This is a genomic window from Myxococcus sp. CA033 (assembly GCF_013336625.1).
In the GTDB taxonomy this organism is placed as follows: domain Bacteria; phylum Myxococcota; class Myxococcia; order Myxococcales; family Myxococcaceae; genus Myxococcus; species Myxococcus llanfairpwllgwyngyllgogerychwyrndrobwllllantysiliogogogochensis.
This window is the reverse complement of record NZ_JABUMU010000024.1, coordinates 102,962-118,171: the sequence shown is the minus strand read 5'-3', so window position 1 is coordinate 118,171 and position 15,210 is coordinate 102,962. Positions and strand designations below refer to the sequence as shown.

Annotated in this window: 14 protein-coding genes and 1 tRNA gene; 14 read left to right on the top strand and 1 reads right to left on the bottom strand. The window is 69.6% G+C overall.

The window, feature by feature from the left end; genetic code table 11:
- The first annotated feature begins 104 nt into the window (after window positions 1-104).
- The 4 genes from HUA78_RS36895 (at window position 105) to HUA78_RS36880 (ending at window position 4,626) form a co-directional block, all read left to right on the top strand.
- Entirely contained in the window at window positions 105-2,588 is a 2,484-nt protein-coding gene (locus HUA78_RS36895) for an RND family transporter (protein WP_254613982.1), read from the top strand.
- Window positions 2,589-2,623: 35 nt separating this feature from the next.
- The gene (locus HUA78_RS36890) at window positions 2,624-3,091 is read left to right on the top strand and encodes an Erp protein (protein ID WP_174467462.1); all 468 of its coding nucleotides are present in this window, start codon (window positions 2,624-2,626) and stop codon (window positions 3,089-3,091) included.
- A gap of 132 nt (window positions 3,092-3,223) precedes the next feature.
- Window positions 3,224-3,937: an MOSC domain-containing protein gene (locus HUA78_RS36885; RefSeq protein WP_174456977.1), complete on the top strand. Its 714-nt coding sequence runs from the start codon at window positions 3,224-3,226 to the stop codon at window positions 3,935-3,937.
- A gap of 167 nt (window positions 3,938-4,104) precedes the next feature.
- A complete protein-coding gene (locus HUA78_RS36880) occupies window positions 4,105-4,626 on the top strand; it encodes a hypothetical protein (protein WP_174478336.1) in 522 nt (173 codons plus the stop codon).
- Between the two features lie 150 nt (window positions 4,627-4,776).
- On the opposite strand, the gene HUA78_RS36875 is transcribed toward HUA78_RS36880, so the two are convergent.
- Window positions 4,777-4,992 carry a hypothetical protein gene (locus HUA78_RS36875; RefSeq protein WP_174478335.1) on the bottom strand — a complete coding sequence of 72 codons (216 nt, stop codon included), beginning with the start codon at window positions 4,990-4,992 and terminating at the stop codon, window positions 4,777-4,779.
- A gap of 124 nt (window positions 4,993-5,116) precedes the next feature.
- On the opposite strand from HUA78_RS36875, the gene HUA78_RS36870 reads away from it, so the two are divergent.
- From HUA78_RS36870 to HUA78_RS36825, 10 genes are all read left to right on the top strand, one after another.
- Window positions 5,117-5,569: a hypothetical protein gene (locus HUA78_RS36870; protein WP_174478334.1), complete on the top strand. Its 453-nt coding sequence runs from the start codon at window positions 5,117-5,119 to the stop codon at window positions 5,567-5,569.
- A gap of 251 nt (window positions 5,570-5,820) precedes the next feature.
- On the top strand, window positions 5,821-7,095 hold the full coding sequence (locus HUA78_RS36865; RefSeq protein ID WP_174478333.1) for a hypothetical protein: 1,275 nt from the start codon (window positions 5,821-5,823) through the stop codon (window positions 7,093-7,095).
- A gap of 69 nt (window positions 7,096-7,164) precedes the next feature.
- Window positions 7,165-9,294: a glycogen debranching protein GlgX gene (gene glgX, locus HUA78_RS36860; RefSeq protein WP_174466706.1), complete on the top strand. Its 2,130-nt coding sequence runs from the start codon at window positions 7,165-7,167 to the stop codon at window positions 9,292-9,294.
- Between the two features lie 94 nt (window positions 9,295-9,388).
- Window positions 9,389-10,027, top strand: a complete 639-nt coding sequence (locus tag HUA78_RS36855; protein ID WP_174456982.1) for a zinc ribbon domain-containing protein — start codon at window positions 9,389-9,391, stop codon at window positions 10,025-10,027.
- Between the two features lie 105 nt (window positions 10,028-10,132).
- On the top strand, window positions 10,133-10,783 hold the full coding sequence (locus tag HUA78_RS36850) for a bifunctional 2-polyprenyl-6-hydroxyphenol methylase/3-demethylubiquinol 3-O-methyltransferase UbiG (RefSeq protein ID WP_141645020.1): 651 nt from the start codon (window positions 10,133-10,135) through the stop codon (window positions 10,781-10,783).
- 103 nt (window positions 10,784-10,886) lie between these two features.
- Window positions 10,887-11,270: a nuclear transport factor 2 family protein gene (locus HUA78_RS36845; RefSeq protein WP_141645021.1), complete on the top strand. Its 384-nt coding sequence runs from the start codon at window positions 10,887-10,889 to the stop codon at window positions 11,268-11,270.
- 38 nt (window positions 11,271-11,308) lie between these two features.
- Window positions 11,309-12,076 (top strand): subclass B1 metallo-beta-lactamase, encoded by a 768-nt coding sequence (gene bla, locus HUA78_RS36840; protein ID WP_174478332.1) that lies wholly within the window; start codon window positions 11,309-11,311, stop codon window positions 12,074-12,076.
- Window positions 12,077-12,334: 258 nt separating this feature from the next.
- Complete coding sequence (locus HUA78_RS36835) at window positions 12,335-13,306, top strand: hypothetical protein (RefSeq protein WP_174478331.1); 972 nt, start codon at window positions 12,335-12,337, stop codon at window positions 13,304-13,306.
- 322 nt (window positions 13,307-13,628) lie between these two features.
- Window positions 13,629-13,700, top strand: a tRNA-Lys gene (locus tag HUA78_RS36830).
- A gap of 331 nt (window positions 13,701-14,031) precedes the next feature.
- On the top strand, window positions 14,032-15,156 hold the full coding sequence (locus tag HUA78_RS36825) for a slipin family protein (protein WP_174478330.1): 1,125 nt from the start codon (window positions 14,032-14,034) through the stop codon (window positions 15,154-15,156).
- Window positions 15,157-15,210 lie beyond the last annotated feature (54 nt).

The window sequence follows — 15,210 nt, the reverse complement described above, 5'->3', positions numbered from 1 at the left end:
GCCCTCCACGCTACCGGCAGAGGCCGGAGCCTGGGGACGGGACGCCACCGTGACAGATGGACTCGGAGCCAACGACGACATCGACGCGGAGTGAGCGCCGCTGGATGCGACGCGTGGAGCGGAGCCTCGGGGCCCTGGCAACACGCAGTCACCAGCGGCCCATTCTCGCCTTGGGCCTGGCGCTGCTCCTGGCGGCGGTGGGGGGCTTCTTCGCTCGCAACCTCAAGCTCAACGCGAACCTGGTGGACCTGCTTCCGAACTCATTTGAGAGCGTGCAGGACCTGCACGAGTTGGAGACGCGCTTCGGCGCACTCGGCTGGGTGTCGGTGGTGGGCGAAGGAGGAGACGCCGAGTCGCTTCGCCGCTTCGCGGATGACCTGGCACCCAAGCTCCAGGCGCTGCCCGGCGTGCGCTTCGTGGAGAAGGAGCGCACGGGCGCCTTCTTCCGCGACAGGGCGCTCTACTTCCTGTCGGAAGAGGACCTGCGAGAGGTCCACCGTCGGCTCGCCGCGCGGCTCCAATGGGAGCGCCAGCAGGCCAACCCTCTCTATGTGCCGCTGGTGGACGAGCCCGAGCCGACGCTCGACTTCTCCGACCTGGAGGCGAAGTACGGCGGCGCCGCGGGACAGAAGCTGTCCTCCGCGAAGGACGACTACTACCTGGACGCGAAGGCCCGGCGCGTCGTCGTGCTCGTCAAGCCGGAGATGACGTCGGCGGACCTCGCCTACTCGCGCCGCATCGTGGACGAGGTGCGCGGGCTGCTCGACGCGCAGGACCTGTCCAGGTACGGCCCCGGCTTCCGGGTGGAAATCACCGGCACCTTCCAGAAGAAGCTGGACCAGCAGAAGCAGATCATCCGCGACATCGCGGTGTCGTCGGCCGTGGCCATGGCGCTGATGCTGCTCTACCTGCTCTTCCACTTCCGCAGCGCGCTGGCGGTGGGGCTCGTGCTGACACCGGTGGGCATGGGCCTCGCGTGGACGTACGGCCTGGTGGCCCTGCTGTATGGACAGGTCAATCTCTTGACGGGCTTTCTGGGCGCCATCCTCGGCGGCCTGGGCGTGGAGCACGGCATCCACCTGTTGGGGCGCTACCTGCACCTGCGCACGGAGGGCGAGTCCTCCGAGGAGGCCACGCGCGAGTCCTTCACGCACACCGGCGGCGCGGCCCTGGTGTCCGCGTTGGTGGCGGCGCTCACCTTCTTCGTGCTGGGGACGTCTCGGCTGCGCGCGTTCCGGGAGTTCGGCGTCATCGCGGGCATCGGCATGCTGGTGCTCATCGCCGCGTACGTGCTGGTGCTGCCCGCGCTGCTGGGACTCACGGCGCGCTGGGGCTGGCGTCCCAAACGGGCGGCCGTCGCTCCGAGCGAGTCCCCCTTCGGGCGCGTGCTGGTGCGGCACCGCTACGTCATCACCGGCGTCTCGGCGGTGCTGTTGGTGGGGCTGCTGACGCAGGTGCCTCGGGTGCGCTTCGACTACAACTTCGGGACGCTCGAGGACCAGGACCTGCCCTCGTTCGTGCTCGACAAGCAGGTGAACGAAATCATCGGCTATTCGCAGACGCCGGTCGTCGTCCTCACGAAGAGCACGCAAGAGGAACACGCGATGGCGTCCGCCCTGGCCCGGCGTCAGCGCGAGCGGGGCAAGGACTCCACCATCGACTTCGTGGCCTCGCTGTCGTCGCTCGTGCCCCAGGACCAGCCGCGCAAGCAGGCCGTGCTCCAGGACATCCACCGCCTGCTCGAGAACGTCCCTGAAGAGCGCCTGTCGCCCGAGCAGCGCACGCAGTTGGTGGAACTGCGTCGTCAGAGCGAGGCCCGGCCCTTCACGCTCGAGGACCTTCCGCCGAGCGTGCGTCAGCAGTTCATGGGACGCGAGGGGACACCCGGGAGCTTCGTGCTGGTGTACCCGGCGGTGGACCAGTCGGACGGGCAGGCCGTGCGGGCCCTGGCGCGCGAGGTGCGCGGTGCCCCGACGCTGGATGGGGGGCGCGTGTCCGCGGCGGGTGAGGCCATGGTGATGGCGGACCTGCTGGACATGGTGACGCACGAGGCGCCGCTCATCCTCGGAGGCACGACGCTGGCGGTGCTGCTCGCCATGTGGATGACCTTGGGCGGGCTGCGCATGGCGGTGCTGTGCCTCTTGCCCACGGTGGTGTCGCTGCTCGCGCTGATTGGCCTGATGCCGCTGGTGGGGGTGGAGTTCAACTATCTGAACATCCTCATCATCCCCGTGCTCATCGGGACGACGGTGGACGCGGGCGTGCATCTGCTGACACGCCTGGCGTCACCGGGCAGCGACTTCGTGGAGGTCTACTCGGAGACAGGTCGGGCCATCGCAGGGGGCCTGCTGACGAGCGCCATGGGCTTCGGCGCGCTCTTCCTGGCCAGGCATCCAGGCCTGAACTCCGTGGGGGCACTGGCCAGTATGGGCTTCGCCACCAATCTACTCGTCATGCTGGTGGCCTTTCCCGCGCTGCTGCTGGTGCTGACGGAGCGACGGAGGCGTCGGCACCGGGCGCGAATGGATTCGGAAGTGAAGGAACGGGCGGCGGCGGGGGCACCTGGCCCCGAGCACGCCACCCCTTGAGCTGAAGTGACGCACACCCACGGAAGGAGGAGGCAATGGCGAAGCACATGAGGCGGTGGATGTGGGCGGGTGCCATGGCGGGTACCCTGGCACTGGGCTCGGCGTGCAGTTCCACGGAGGCACCTGTCATGGTGGCCCAGACGGACCCGAATACCTCGGGGCAGCCCGCGACGGGCGGCTCCGGGAGTACGACGACTCCGGACACGACAACGCAGGACCCGACGATGATGGACCCGACGCAGACTGCGCCGGGCACGGTGCCCAGCACGCCACAGCAGAACCCCGGCAGCAGCACCACGACGACGCCGGGCGACACCACCACGACGACGCCGGGCGACACCACCCCGACGACCCCGGACACGACGACGTCCGCGCCGGGGACCACGCCCACGCTCGACGGTGACGCGGGCATGGGTGGCTCGGGCGTGGTGCCGGGCACCACGGATGACGACACGTTCCAGCCGCCCGCGGGCGGCGCGGTGATGGACGGCGGAACCTTCTGACGCCACACGCGACCCGAGGTTGACGAGGCGGGGGCGGCCTTCAGGGCGGCCCCCGCCTCTTGTCGAACGAGCGGCCTTCACGAGTCAGGACCGCTGGACAGCGCCTCGCGCGCCTGCTTTGTCGCGCGAGTGATGGACACCGAGCTCCCCCGCATCCTCTCGCTCCACGTGGGCATGCCCCGCGAGTTCGGCACGCCGGGTGCCGTGGACCCGCTGGAGCGGCCGTGGACCAGCGCCATCCACAAGGAGCCCGTGCTGGGGCCCGTGTGGCTGTCGCGCACGGGGCTGGCCGGAGATGGTCAGGCGGACCTGCGGGTCCATGGGGGACTGGAGAAGGCGGTGCTCGCGTACCCCGCCTCGCACCACGCTTTCTGGCGCGCCCAACTGGCGCGTGAGGACGTGGGCCCGGGCGCCTTCGGTGAGAACTGGGTCGTCTCCGGTGGCGCCGAGGACAGCGTCTGCATTGGCGACGTGCTGCGGGTGGGTGGCGCCCGCGTGCAGGTGTCGCAGCCGCGTCAGCCCTGTTGGAAGCCCGCGCGGCGCTGGCGGCACAAGGAACTGGCGCTGTTGCTCCAGCGGACGGGACGCACGGGTTGGTACTACCGCGTGCTGGAAGAAGGCAAGGTCCGTGCGGGCGACGCGCTGGAGTTGGTGGAGCGTCCCTTCCCCGCGTTCACCGTCGCGTTCGCCAACCTGGCGATGCATGAGCACCGGCGGGAGGACGCCGCCGCGCTGGCGGAGTGTCCGCTGCTGACGCCGGGGTGGCGCGAGTCCCTGCGCCGCCGTTCCCAGGGCACTCGCGGGGATGACCAACCCCGGCTGGTGGGCCCGAACAAAGACGGCTGAAAGACAATCGCGCGCGGACAAGGTCCCCACGTGCTGCTTCCTGCCTTTGCCCGGGGAGCAGGCAGCCGGAGGGGCGTCCGCTGCAGGTCGCGATTTGGCTGCTCACGTTCTCGACCAGCAGCAGCCAGCCACACCACCAACCCAACCTTTCCAGTGGGAGAACCACCATGAAGAAGTTCCTGAAGACGAAGCTCGTCCTGGGTTCGCTCGCCGCCGGCGCTCTCGTGTTTGGTACCGCCTGCAAGTCCGACTCGAGCGCGAAGCGCGACGACACGACGGCCCCGACGACGGACACGGGCACCACGACGGGCAGCGAGACGACGACGCCACCCGCGGGCACCACGCCGGACCCCGGCACGGGCGGCACGGGCATGGATGACCCGACGATGAGTCCACCGCCAGCCACGGACCCCTCCGTGGACCCGGGCACGGGCGGCACGGGCGTGGATGACCCGTCCACGAGTCCGCCCTCCGGGCAGGACCCGACGCTGAGCCCGCCCACGGGTCAGGACCCGACGCTGGACCCGGGCACGGGTGGCTCGGGCACGCTGGACCCCGCGGATGACACCGCCGTCGACCCCGGCACGAGCGGGGATGGAGACCTGACGCCTGACTCCAGCGACCGCGAGGACCCGTACGCGCCCGACACCAGCGCGCCCCGCGAGCCGGAGTCCGGCCGCAAGCAGTAGCCCCGCGCTGAATCGAGCGCACCCGATGCCCGCGCCCCGACCGGCGCGGGCATCACCATTTCTGGCGAGCGGCACTGGCTCGGAGACGTCCAACAGCAAAAGGCCCGCGCCCTTTCGGACGCGGGCCTCGCGCACTCCACCTCATGACGTTCAGGTCACGCTCGTCCCGGGATAGCGGCCGGGGTTCATCTGCGGCTCGATGATGAGCGGATCCTCATCCGCCCCGGGGGTGCCTCCGGGCCCAGTGCCCGGGTCCAACGTCGGAGGTGCGCGGCGCGGTGAGGACTCGTCCTCGGTTCCCGCCTCGCGCTTGGGGATGGTGGGAAGGGCATCGGGCGGAATGTGCAGCACGTCTTTCTTGCTCATGACGGCCTCCTTTCCCTCAACGTGGACGCCGTCCCTGCTCCGAGCAGCAAGCCCCTGCTTGAATGGTTGGCCAGGTATTGGCAGCGTCCCCGCCCGAAACCTTCTCAAACCGGAGCCCTCCGCCATGCGCCGTCTCCTCACGGTCCTCGCCGTTCTTCACCTCACCGCCTGCGCCACCACCCACACCAACGACCCGAGCAACCCCTCCGGGCCCGTCCCCCGCCCCGTGCCGCCCGACGCCAGCGAGGCGCGCCGGCTGGGCGCCGATGCCGACAAGCTGCTGGAGGACGGCCGCTACGAGGACGCGCTCTTCCTCTACCGCAAGGCCTGGGCCGACGGCTTCCGCCACCCCGACGCGCTCTACTACGCCGGTGTCATCGCCGCGCGCGCCGGCAGCCAGGACGAAGCCATCATCTGGCTGGAGCGCGCCGCCGACCAGGGCTTCGCCGCCACCACGTCGCTGACCACCGAGCCGTCGCTCGAGTCCGTGCGCCAGCACACCTCCTGGGCTCGCATCGCGGAGAAGGTCGCCGCCAACGCGCGCAAGGACGCGCCCGCCGCCGCCACCCAGAACTGAACCTCTCTTCAACTTCCGTGGCCTGATGCCTCCGGGTCACGAAAGCCTCACGTCACTGCAAGTCATTGCGGCAAGGGCAGGCAGGCGGACGAGCGAAAGTCCTCTCGCTCGTGACTCCGCGCGACGTGGAGCACGGGCCGGCAGGCACCCGGGGTCGGTGGCACCTTCAAGGCGAAGCGCGCTTTCCTGACAAGACGCGGAGACATGCCCTGTCCCCGGATGAACCGTCGTCCCAACCCGAGAGAGGCGTGATGAGTGTGAAGTTGCTGCTGGCCGGCCGGCGTGGAGGGGATGTGCCCTTCACGCCGTCATCCGAGAACGCGCGCTCCTGGTTGCAGCAGGTGGAGCAATGGTTTCAGGGGAACGCGAAAGAATGGCTGGAGAGCAGTCATCTGAGCACCGGCCCCCACGGCGCGCCGATGCTGCGACTGCGATTGCATCCAGCGGCGGGCGAAGTCTCCATCCTCGCGGCCAGCGGCGCGCGCGTCGTCATCTCCGCGGAGACGACGGCGGTGGGCCCGGGCTACCACGTCTTCCTCTGTGACTTGCTCAAGGCGATGGGTCAATCGCTGGACCTGCACTGGGCGGAGGCCGACGAGGCGATGGGCGTGGGAGACCCCACGGGCTACTTCCACACGGACGACGCGGGCCCGGTGGAAGTACACATGCTCGCGTGGCTCCAGGAGTCCGTGGGACAGGTGCTGCGGCTGCGCAGCCGGGGTGAGTCGGGCTTCGCGATGTCGATGCGCTTCGGCCACACCTTCGAGTATCCCGGCGCGCTCCTGACGCCGCTGGGCCCTCGGGACGAGCGGTGGATGCGGCGCGTGTACGAGGACCCTCGGCTGGGCATGGATGTGTTTCCCTGGTGGAAGCAGGGCGTGGGCGCGCACGCGCGGCTGGGCCGGGCCCTGTGCCGGCTGTGGACGGAAGTCGTGTGGCGTCCGCCGCTGCTGGACGAAGAGCGCCGGCTCTTGCGCGAGGTGGCGCGCGCGCTGGAGCTGGCGTGGCGCGAGGACCCGGAGCTGGCGTACCCGTGGCGCGAGTGGCGCGAGGTGCTCGGCTACCTGGGCGTGGGTGGAACGCTCGCGGAGCTCGTCCACCGGCACGCGGCGTTCCACGCGGCGAGGGGGCCGTCCATCGGCTACCGGCGGGGCGCGGTGCAGGTGGCGCTGCCGGCGGGCTGGGAGATTCGAATCCCGGGCTCGCTGGCGGAGGCGCACCTGGAGGACGGCACCTGGGTGGCCAGGGACCATCGGCGCAGCGTGCGCTTCGTTCCCCTGGAGGACGCGACGGAGGACAGTCTGGCTCCCACCACGGCGGAGCGCCGGGCCATGGAGCTGGAGTACCGGGGCGAGCGGGTGAGCGGCCGCGCCTCGCTGCACATGGAGCCGGGCGAGTGCCGGCTGACGGCGGTGTGCAGTTCGGGGAGGCACCGGGCGCTGTGCGTGGTGAGCTTCGACGACCCGGAGGAGGAGGACTGGGCGTTGGGGACGTGGCGCTCACTGGACCACGCAGTCGCTGCTTGACGGTTGCCGGTACGCGGGGGCCATCCCACATTCAGCGGGCCATATCCTTGAGAGGAATCGAGAGCCCGCATGAGCAGGGAGGTCTGGCCGGGGAAACCCTGGCCGCGTGGTGCCACCTTCGACGGCACGGGAGTGAACTTCGCCGTCTTCTCCCAGGTGGCCACGCGCATCGAGGTCTGTCTCTTCGACCCCGCGAATCCAACGAAGGAAATCGAACGTTTCCCGCTGCCGGAGGCGACGGACTTCGTCCACCACGGCTACGTGCCGGGCCTGGAGCCCGGGACGCTGTACGGCCTGCGCGTCCATGGCCCCTACGAGCCGTCGAAGGGGCACCGCTGCAATCCGCACAAGCTCTTGGTGGACCCGTACGCCAAGGCCCTGCACGGCGACGTGGACTGGAAGCAGCCGGTGTTCGGCTACCCGCTCGGCAACCCCCAGCAGGACCTGGCGCGCGACGAGCGCGACAGCGCGGCGGGGGTACCCAAGGGCGTGGTGGTGAGCGACTATTTCGACTGGGGCAATGACCGCCGGCCGGAAATCCCCTGGCGCAAGACGGTCATCTACGAGGCCCACGTACGCGGCCTCACCATGCGACACCCCGAAGTGCCCGAGCACCTGCGCGGCACCTACGCGGGGCTCGCCTCGCCGCCCATCATCGAGCACCTCCAGAAGCTGGGCGTCACGTCGGTGGAGCTGTTGCCCGTGCACGCGTTCGCGGACGACTCGTTCCTCAACGACAAGAAGCTGTCCAACTTCTGGGGCTACAACACGCTCGGCTTCTTCGCGCCCGAGCAGTACTACGCCAGCCGCAAGACGCCGGGCGCCGCGGTGGCCGAGTTCAAGGCGATGGTGCGTGCGCTGCACGCGGCGGGGCTCGAGGTCATCCTCGACGTCGTCTACAACCACACCTGTGAAGGCAACCACCTGGGGCCCACGCTGTCGCTGAAGGGCATCGACAACGCGAGCTACTACTGGCTGATGCCGGACGCGCGCTACTACCTGGACTTCACCGGGTGCGGCAGCAGCGTCAACGCGTCGAACCCGAACGCGGCGCGGCTCATCATCGACAGCCTGCGCTACTGGGTGAACGAGATGCATGTGGACGGGTTCCGCTTCGACCTGGCCACGGTGCTCGGGCGCACGGGCGAAGGCGGGTTCGACCCGAGGGCGGCGCTGTTCCAGATTCTTCAGCAGGACCCGGTGCTCAGCCGGGTGAAGCTCATCGCGGAGCCGTGGGACGTGGGGCTCGGCGGCTACCAGGTGGGCGGCTTCCCCGCGCCGTGGCGCGAGTGGAATGGCAAGTACCGGGACGCGCTGCGCCGCTACTGGAAGGGGGACGAGAACCTCGCGGGCGAGGTGGGCTACCGGCTGACGGGGAACTCGGACCTGTACGCGGAGGCGCGGCGCAAGCCGCAGGCGAGCATCAACTTCGTGACGGCGCACGACGGCTTCACGCTTCACGATTTGGTGACGTACAGCCACAAGCACAACGAGGCGAACGGCGAGCACAACCGCGACGGAGCGGACGACAACCAGTCGTGGAACTGCGGCGTGGAGGGCGAGACGGAGGACGCAGGCGTCGTCGCCTTGCGCGAGCGGCAGAAGCGCAACCTCCTGGCCTCGCTGTTCCTGTCCACGGGTGTCCCGATGATTGTCGCGGGCGACGAGATGGGGCGCACGCAGCGGGGCAACAACAACGCGTACTGCCAGGACAACGAGCTGTCGTGGGTGGACTGGAAGCTGGATGCCCGGAGGGAGAAGCTCCTGGAGTTCACCCGGAAGCTCATCCACTTCCGACACCGGCAGCCGGTGTTGCAGCGGCGGCGCTACTTCAAGGGCGCGCACCTGTGGGACTCCGAGCACAAGGACCTGGCGTGGTTCCGTCCGGATGGGACGGAGATGGGCGCGGAGGACTGGAAGAAGCCCTTCGTGCGCTCGCTGGCGTTCCTCCTGGGAGGCGACGCCATCCCCACGCCGGACGAGCGCGGCCAGCGCATCATCGGCGACGCGGTGCTGGTGTTGCTCAACGCGCACCATGAGCCGGTGTCCTTCACCGTGCCCGCGGTGGTGACGGGCCAGCGGTGGGAGCTGGCGCTGTACACGGCGGACGACACCCGGGGCGCGGAGAAAGTCACGCCTCGGGGGAAGTTCGAGCTGGTGGGCCGCGCGATGGCGGTGTTCCGGCAGGTGGAGGACTGAGCCACCCGGACGTCCGAGGGCCTCGTCATCCGGGCGAGGCCCTGTTGCATCCGTGATAGCGTGACGGCGTGTTGCGGCAGGGAGCACGCACGACATGGCGATGATTCAGTTCACCCGGAACTACACGGACCGCTCGAACGACTACGGGTTCCAGTTCGAGTTCTTCTGCGACAAGTGCGGCAACGGGCACATGTCGCCGTTCATCGCGAGCAAGGTAGGCGTGGCCACGGGCCTCTTGCGCGCTGCGGGCTCGTTCTTCGGCGGGACGATTGGACGCGCGGCGCACGCGGGCACGCACCTGAAGGACGCGCTGCGCGGCCAGGGCTGGGATGAGGCCTACGCGGAGGCCGTGGACGCGGGGAAGCAGCACTTCAAGAACTGCACCCGGTGCGGCAAGTGGGTGTGTCCGCGCTCGTGCTGGAACGAGGGGCGCGGACTGTGCGAGGCGTGCGCTCCCGATTTGGCGGAAGAGGCGGCCTCCATCCAGGCGCACGTGGCGGTGGAGCAGGCGCGAGAGAAGGCGCGCACGGTGGACCACGTCGCGACGCTGGACATGAAGGAGACGCGGCTGGCGACGTGTCCGCACTGCGCCGCCAAGGTGGACGGCGGGAAGTTCTGCATGGAGTGCGGCAAGCCCCTCGCGGCCCGGAAGGTGAGCTGCGGGACGTGTGGCCTGGAGGTGCCGGAGAGCGCGAAGTTCTGCCCGGACTGTGGTGCTCCCCGGAACAAGTGACGCCACGGCGGAGGCTCCAGCGTTCATCCCAGGACGCTCACCGCACGGAGTGTCCGCGTGTGTTCCACGCCACCTGGGCCCTCCTCGTGCATAGGCTGCGGCGCCATGTCGCGGGATGCTCAGGAAGAGGATGTGAAGCAGGTGTATGGGGAGATTGCCTCGGCCTATGAGGCGCTCTTCCCCGTGCTTCACCGATATGAGGACCGCGTGGAGCGCTTCCTCGCGGAAGCGGTGACTCCGGGGTGTCGAGTGCTGGACGTGGGGTGCGGGCCGGGGCTCCATACGCGGGGCCTGGACGCCTCCATCGACGTGGTGGGAGTCGACCTGTCCCCGGAGATGCTGGAGCTGGCGCGACAGGCCCGGCCCGAGGGCGCGTGGCACGTGCACAGCTATCACCGCCCCTTCCCCGAGGAGTGGGGACGCTTCCAGGTGGTGCTGGCCATCGGTTGCCTCGACTTCTGTGACGACCTGCCGCGCGTGCTGAGCCATCTCGCCGCGACGTTGGCGCCCGGTGGTCGGATGTTGTTCACGGTGCTGGAGCAACGGCCCGGCTTCGAGGGACATGAAACCGCCACGCACGAGGTCCAGACGGCGGGCCCGGCGGTGACGCTGCATCTGTATTCCTTCGAGGACACGGCTCGCGCCGTCGTGGAAGCGGGGCTGCAACCGCGCGACTACGTGCATGCCCCGGGTTGGGTGCAGCTCACCGAGGAGCGGACGATGTGGTTCGGTTGGTGGGACGTGGAGCGGGGGTAGCGTCGTCGCGATGGAAGTGGCGCACCCCGAGTAGGTGGCCAAGGCGGACTCGCGACGCTACAGACTCCACCGTGACTGGCATCGAGCCAAGGGAGCGCCACGGATGATGACGGAAGAAGACCTCCTCGCCGCCGAGGAGTCGCTGCGGCAGGCAATGCTCCGGGGTGACGTCGCCGCGCTCGACGCGCTCATCTCCGACGACCTCGTCTTCGTCAACCACACCGGACAGGTGTTCGACAAGGAAGCGGACCTGGCGGCGCATCGCTCGCGCGCGCTGCGCCTGACGCGGCTGGACGTGTCGGCGCCCATCATCCGCTACCTCTCGGCGGGCGCGGTGGTCATCGTCAGCGCCTCCGTGAAGGGAACCCACGACGGCACCGAGTTCGAAGCGCGGCTTCGCTACAGCCGCGTCTGGCAGTGGGTGGATGAGCGCCCCCAGGTCGTCACGGGCCAGTGCACGGTCATCCTCGGTGGCGAGCCCTCATGAATCGCCCCCTCTTCCGCACGAGTTCAGCAGCCCACGTCATGACCTCACAACGGCTTCGCGCCCTCGTCCTCGCGCCCGTGCTGATGCTCGCTCCGGCCTGTACCTCGACACCCGGGCGCCCCGCCTCCACGGTGGCAACACCCGACACGGGCCCGAGTGAGTACACGCTCACGGAGGACATCTCCGTGCGCCGCATCGCTCCGGGTGTCTGGGTCCACACGACGCTGTCGGGCCCGGACTTCGGCCGCTACCCCGCGAACGGATTGGTCATCGAGGACGGCGCGGAGTCGCTGCTGGTCGACACGGGCTGGAGTCCGGCACAGACGGAGCACCTGCTCACCTGGGCGAAGGAGACGCTGCGCAAGCCCGTGCGCGCGGCGGTGTCCACGCACTTCCACGTCGACCGGACCGCGGGCATCCCGGTGCTCGTGGCGCGGAACATTCCGGTGTACGGGCTGGAGGACACGGTGAAGCTCGCGACGGAGCATGGACGGCCCGTGCCCACGGAGAGTTTCTCGGGAGCGCGCACGCTGGGGCCGGTGGAGCTGTTCTTCCCTGGTGCGGGGCATGCTCGCGACAACCTCCTCGTGTGGCATCGGGACAGCGGTGTGTTGTTCGGTGGCTGCTTCGTGAAGGATGGAGCGGCGAAGGACCTGGGCAACGTGGAGGACGCGGACCTCGCGGCCTGGCCCGCGAGCCTGGAGCGCACGCGTGAGCGCTTCCCAGAGACCCGCGTCATCATCCCGGGCCACGGCGCGCCGGGCGGACCGGAGCTGCTGGAGCACACGCGAAGCCTGATTCCCTGAGCAGCACGAGGCGCGTGGTGGGCGGTGGAGCGCATGCTCGGCCGCTCACCCTCTTCGGATGGTGCGAGCGTTGAGCGGCGCACACGGGGTGGGTCGAAGCATGCTCGCCTGTCTGCCCGGGTCCGTTGAGTCGAGAACAGGCGCCTTGCGCGAGAGGGCTCCGCCGAATGGGCGAGGCCTTCCATCGTTCCTACCGTGCCTTCGAGTGGCGAAGAGGTGAAGCACGGGCCGGCGGGCGGGATGGAAGGCGGGGGCGTCATGAAGCGTGTGGCTGCGGTGGTGCTCGCGGTGGCGGTGAGCGGGTGCGCGTCGGTGAAGGTGGAGCAGCGGGACGGTTGCTGGGTGAAGCAGGTCCGCACCTTTCCCTCCAGCTTCAAGGAAGAGGTGGGTCCCTGCGCGCGGCCGAAGCCGGAGTGGTCAGCGGACCGTGTGACACGATTGGTGCAGGAGTGCGTGATGCACGCGGACTACCGCTGGCAGAGCAGCGCGATGGTGGCCTGGAATCGCGGTGAGCCGCTGCCCACGCGCGAGCCAGACGAGAAGGTGCTCGAGGCGTGCATGGTCACCACGGAGAAGATGCTCTCGGCGGAGAAGGGGGAGTTGGAGCAGCGCCTGAGTGATGTCTCGAAGGAGCGCGACAGCCTGCGCGCCAACCAGGAGCAGGAGCGCGAGTCGTATCGGACGAAGCTGGATGCCCAGCGTGACGAGGCCCAGGCGGCGTTGGTGAAGGAGCGCGAGCGACTCCAGGGCAGCATGGATGCGCAGCGCGAGCACGCGCAGGCCAGCCTGGACCGGGCGCGGGACCAGATGCACGAGAGCAACGGACGGCTGGCGAACGCGCTCGGAGAAGCGGCGAAGCGGCCGACCCCGTCCGCGGTGGCGACGGCCACGTCCACCTCCACGAGCGAAGGCAAGGCGGACACGCGCAGCGACTCCAACTCGCGAGGTGACTCCCGCGCGCGAGGTGACTCCGCGACGCCGAGCAATCCCCGCGTGGCGAAGCCCATCGTGGCGACACCGACAAGCACCATGTGCTCGCTGCCCTCCAAGAGCGCCGCGAAGCAGGCCACGGCAAGCGAGACGGACACGAAGAGCGAGCCCCCGAGCTGCCAGCCGATGCATCCCTCCGAGTCCACGGAGCCCGAGCCGTCCCTCGCGCCCCAGGCACAATCCCAGACGGCCTCCGTGCCGCTGCCGCTGAAGTCGGCGCAGCCAGGCTCGGTGGAGTAGCCCCTCCTCCCAGGCGCGGTGACGAACGTCCCGCGCTTGCGCAACGAATCAATCCTTTCGCCCGGGCGCGGTGACCCACGTCCCGCGCTTCGGCGAATCATCCGTTGTCAGCCTCCGTGCCACGGTGGCGTCCCTCGCCCCCGACGCATCTCTAGAGGTGTCACGGGTCTGTCCCTGGGCTCCTGAAGGCTGGACCGGGGCGCTCTGCGCTCACGTGCCGGTCAGGGTGTTCCCGGGTCCATCGTCCGCGGTGTCTCCCTCACATTGGTTGCGTCAGGCCGGCCGCCTCGAAAGCCATTTGAGTGGCCCCTCACGGGGACTCTCAGAACTAGCTCAATGGGAGAGCACAAGACTCTTAATCTTGAGGTTGAAGGTTCGACTCCTTCGTTCTGAACCGAATTGAAAACTCGGCTCCGCCAGGAAGCTCCACCCCGAGCCGGTAGGAGCGCTGGCCCACCCCGTCCACCCTCCCCCACCGCGAAGCCTCGCCGTCCGCCAGGGCGACAGTCCCCTTCCGAGCCGTCAACGGAAGTCCTGTCGTCGTCCGCGCCCGGCCCGGCCCGCGAGCGCGGGATGTGGTGACGAGGCCGGGCACGCAGTCAGCGCTCTCCACCCGCGAAGGGCGGGGCTTCCACTTTTCAGCAGTCCCCCGGGACGCGCGCTTCCTCGCGCCACCTCGCCTCCCGGGTTTCATCAAGTCCCCCACGGGGGAAAGGAGGTGCGCGATGAGCTTCTTCCAGCGTGTCGATGTCGTGCAGCACGAGCGGGCGTTCGTCCTCGTCGACGAGGTGCCCACGCGCTACCTCGTTCCGGGCCGCTACCGGCTCACCTACCCCTTCCGCAACGTGCGCATCGTCCGCGTCGCCACGGGCATGCCGCTGACGAACCTGGACACGGAGCTGCTCGCGCTCGTGCCCCCGTCGGACCTCCAGGTCCTCGAGCTGGGTCCCACCGAGCGCGCCATGCTCTACCACCGCGGCCGCCCCACCCTGTGGCTCGGCCGTGGCCAGCACCAGGTGTGGACGGTGGAGCGCCTCCCCAGTCGCGACTCCGTCCCTGCTGCCTCCGCCGTGAGCATCGAGCGCCTGGACACGTCCGGCGTGGCCACCGCGCCACTGCAGGACGACGTGCGCGCCAAGGTCCCCGCCAGCGACTACGTGGAGGCCACGGCCACCGAGGGCAGCGTCGTGCTGCGCTACGTGGACGGCACCCTGGACGCGGTGCTGCCCGCCGGCCGTCACGCCGCGTGGACCGTCGCCCGCAAGGTCCAGCTCGCCGTCATCGACCTGCGCGAGCGCCTGCTCCACGTCACCGGCCAGGAAGTCATGACCAAGGACCGCGTCACGCTGCGGCTCAACCTCTCCACCGCCTTCCGCGTGGCGGATGCCCGCCGGCTCGCCGTCGTCGCCCGCGCTCCGGATGACATCCTCTACCTCGCCATGCAGTTGGCGGCCCGCGAGGCCGTCGCCACGCGCACGCTGGACGAGCTGCTCGCCTCGCGTGAGGCCGTGGCCGAGGACCTCTTCGCGCAGGTGAAGGAGCGCGCGGAGTCGGTGGGCCTGGAGCTGCTGCGCTTCGGCATCAAGGACGTCGTGCTCCCGGGTGAAATGAAGGAACTGCTCAACCGCGTCATCCAGGCCCAGAAGGAGGCCGAGGCGAACGTCATCACCCGCCGCGAGGAGACGGCCGCCACGCGCTCCATGGCCCAGACGGCGAAGGTGCTCGCGGAGAACCCGCTGCTCGTGCGCCTCAAGGAGCTGGAGGCCTACAAGGACCTCGCGGCCAAGGTCGGCCAGGTCCACCTGGTGCTCGGCGAGGGCGCGGTGCCCTCGCTCCAGCTCAAGGGCTGAATCCCCGTCACACGTGACACACCGCTGAGCGAAGGGCCTCTGGGGCCGGTTCCC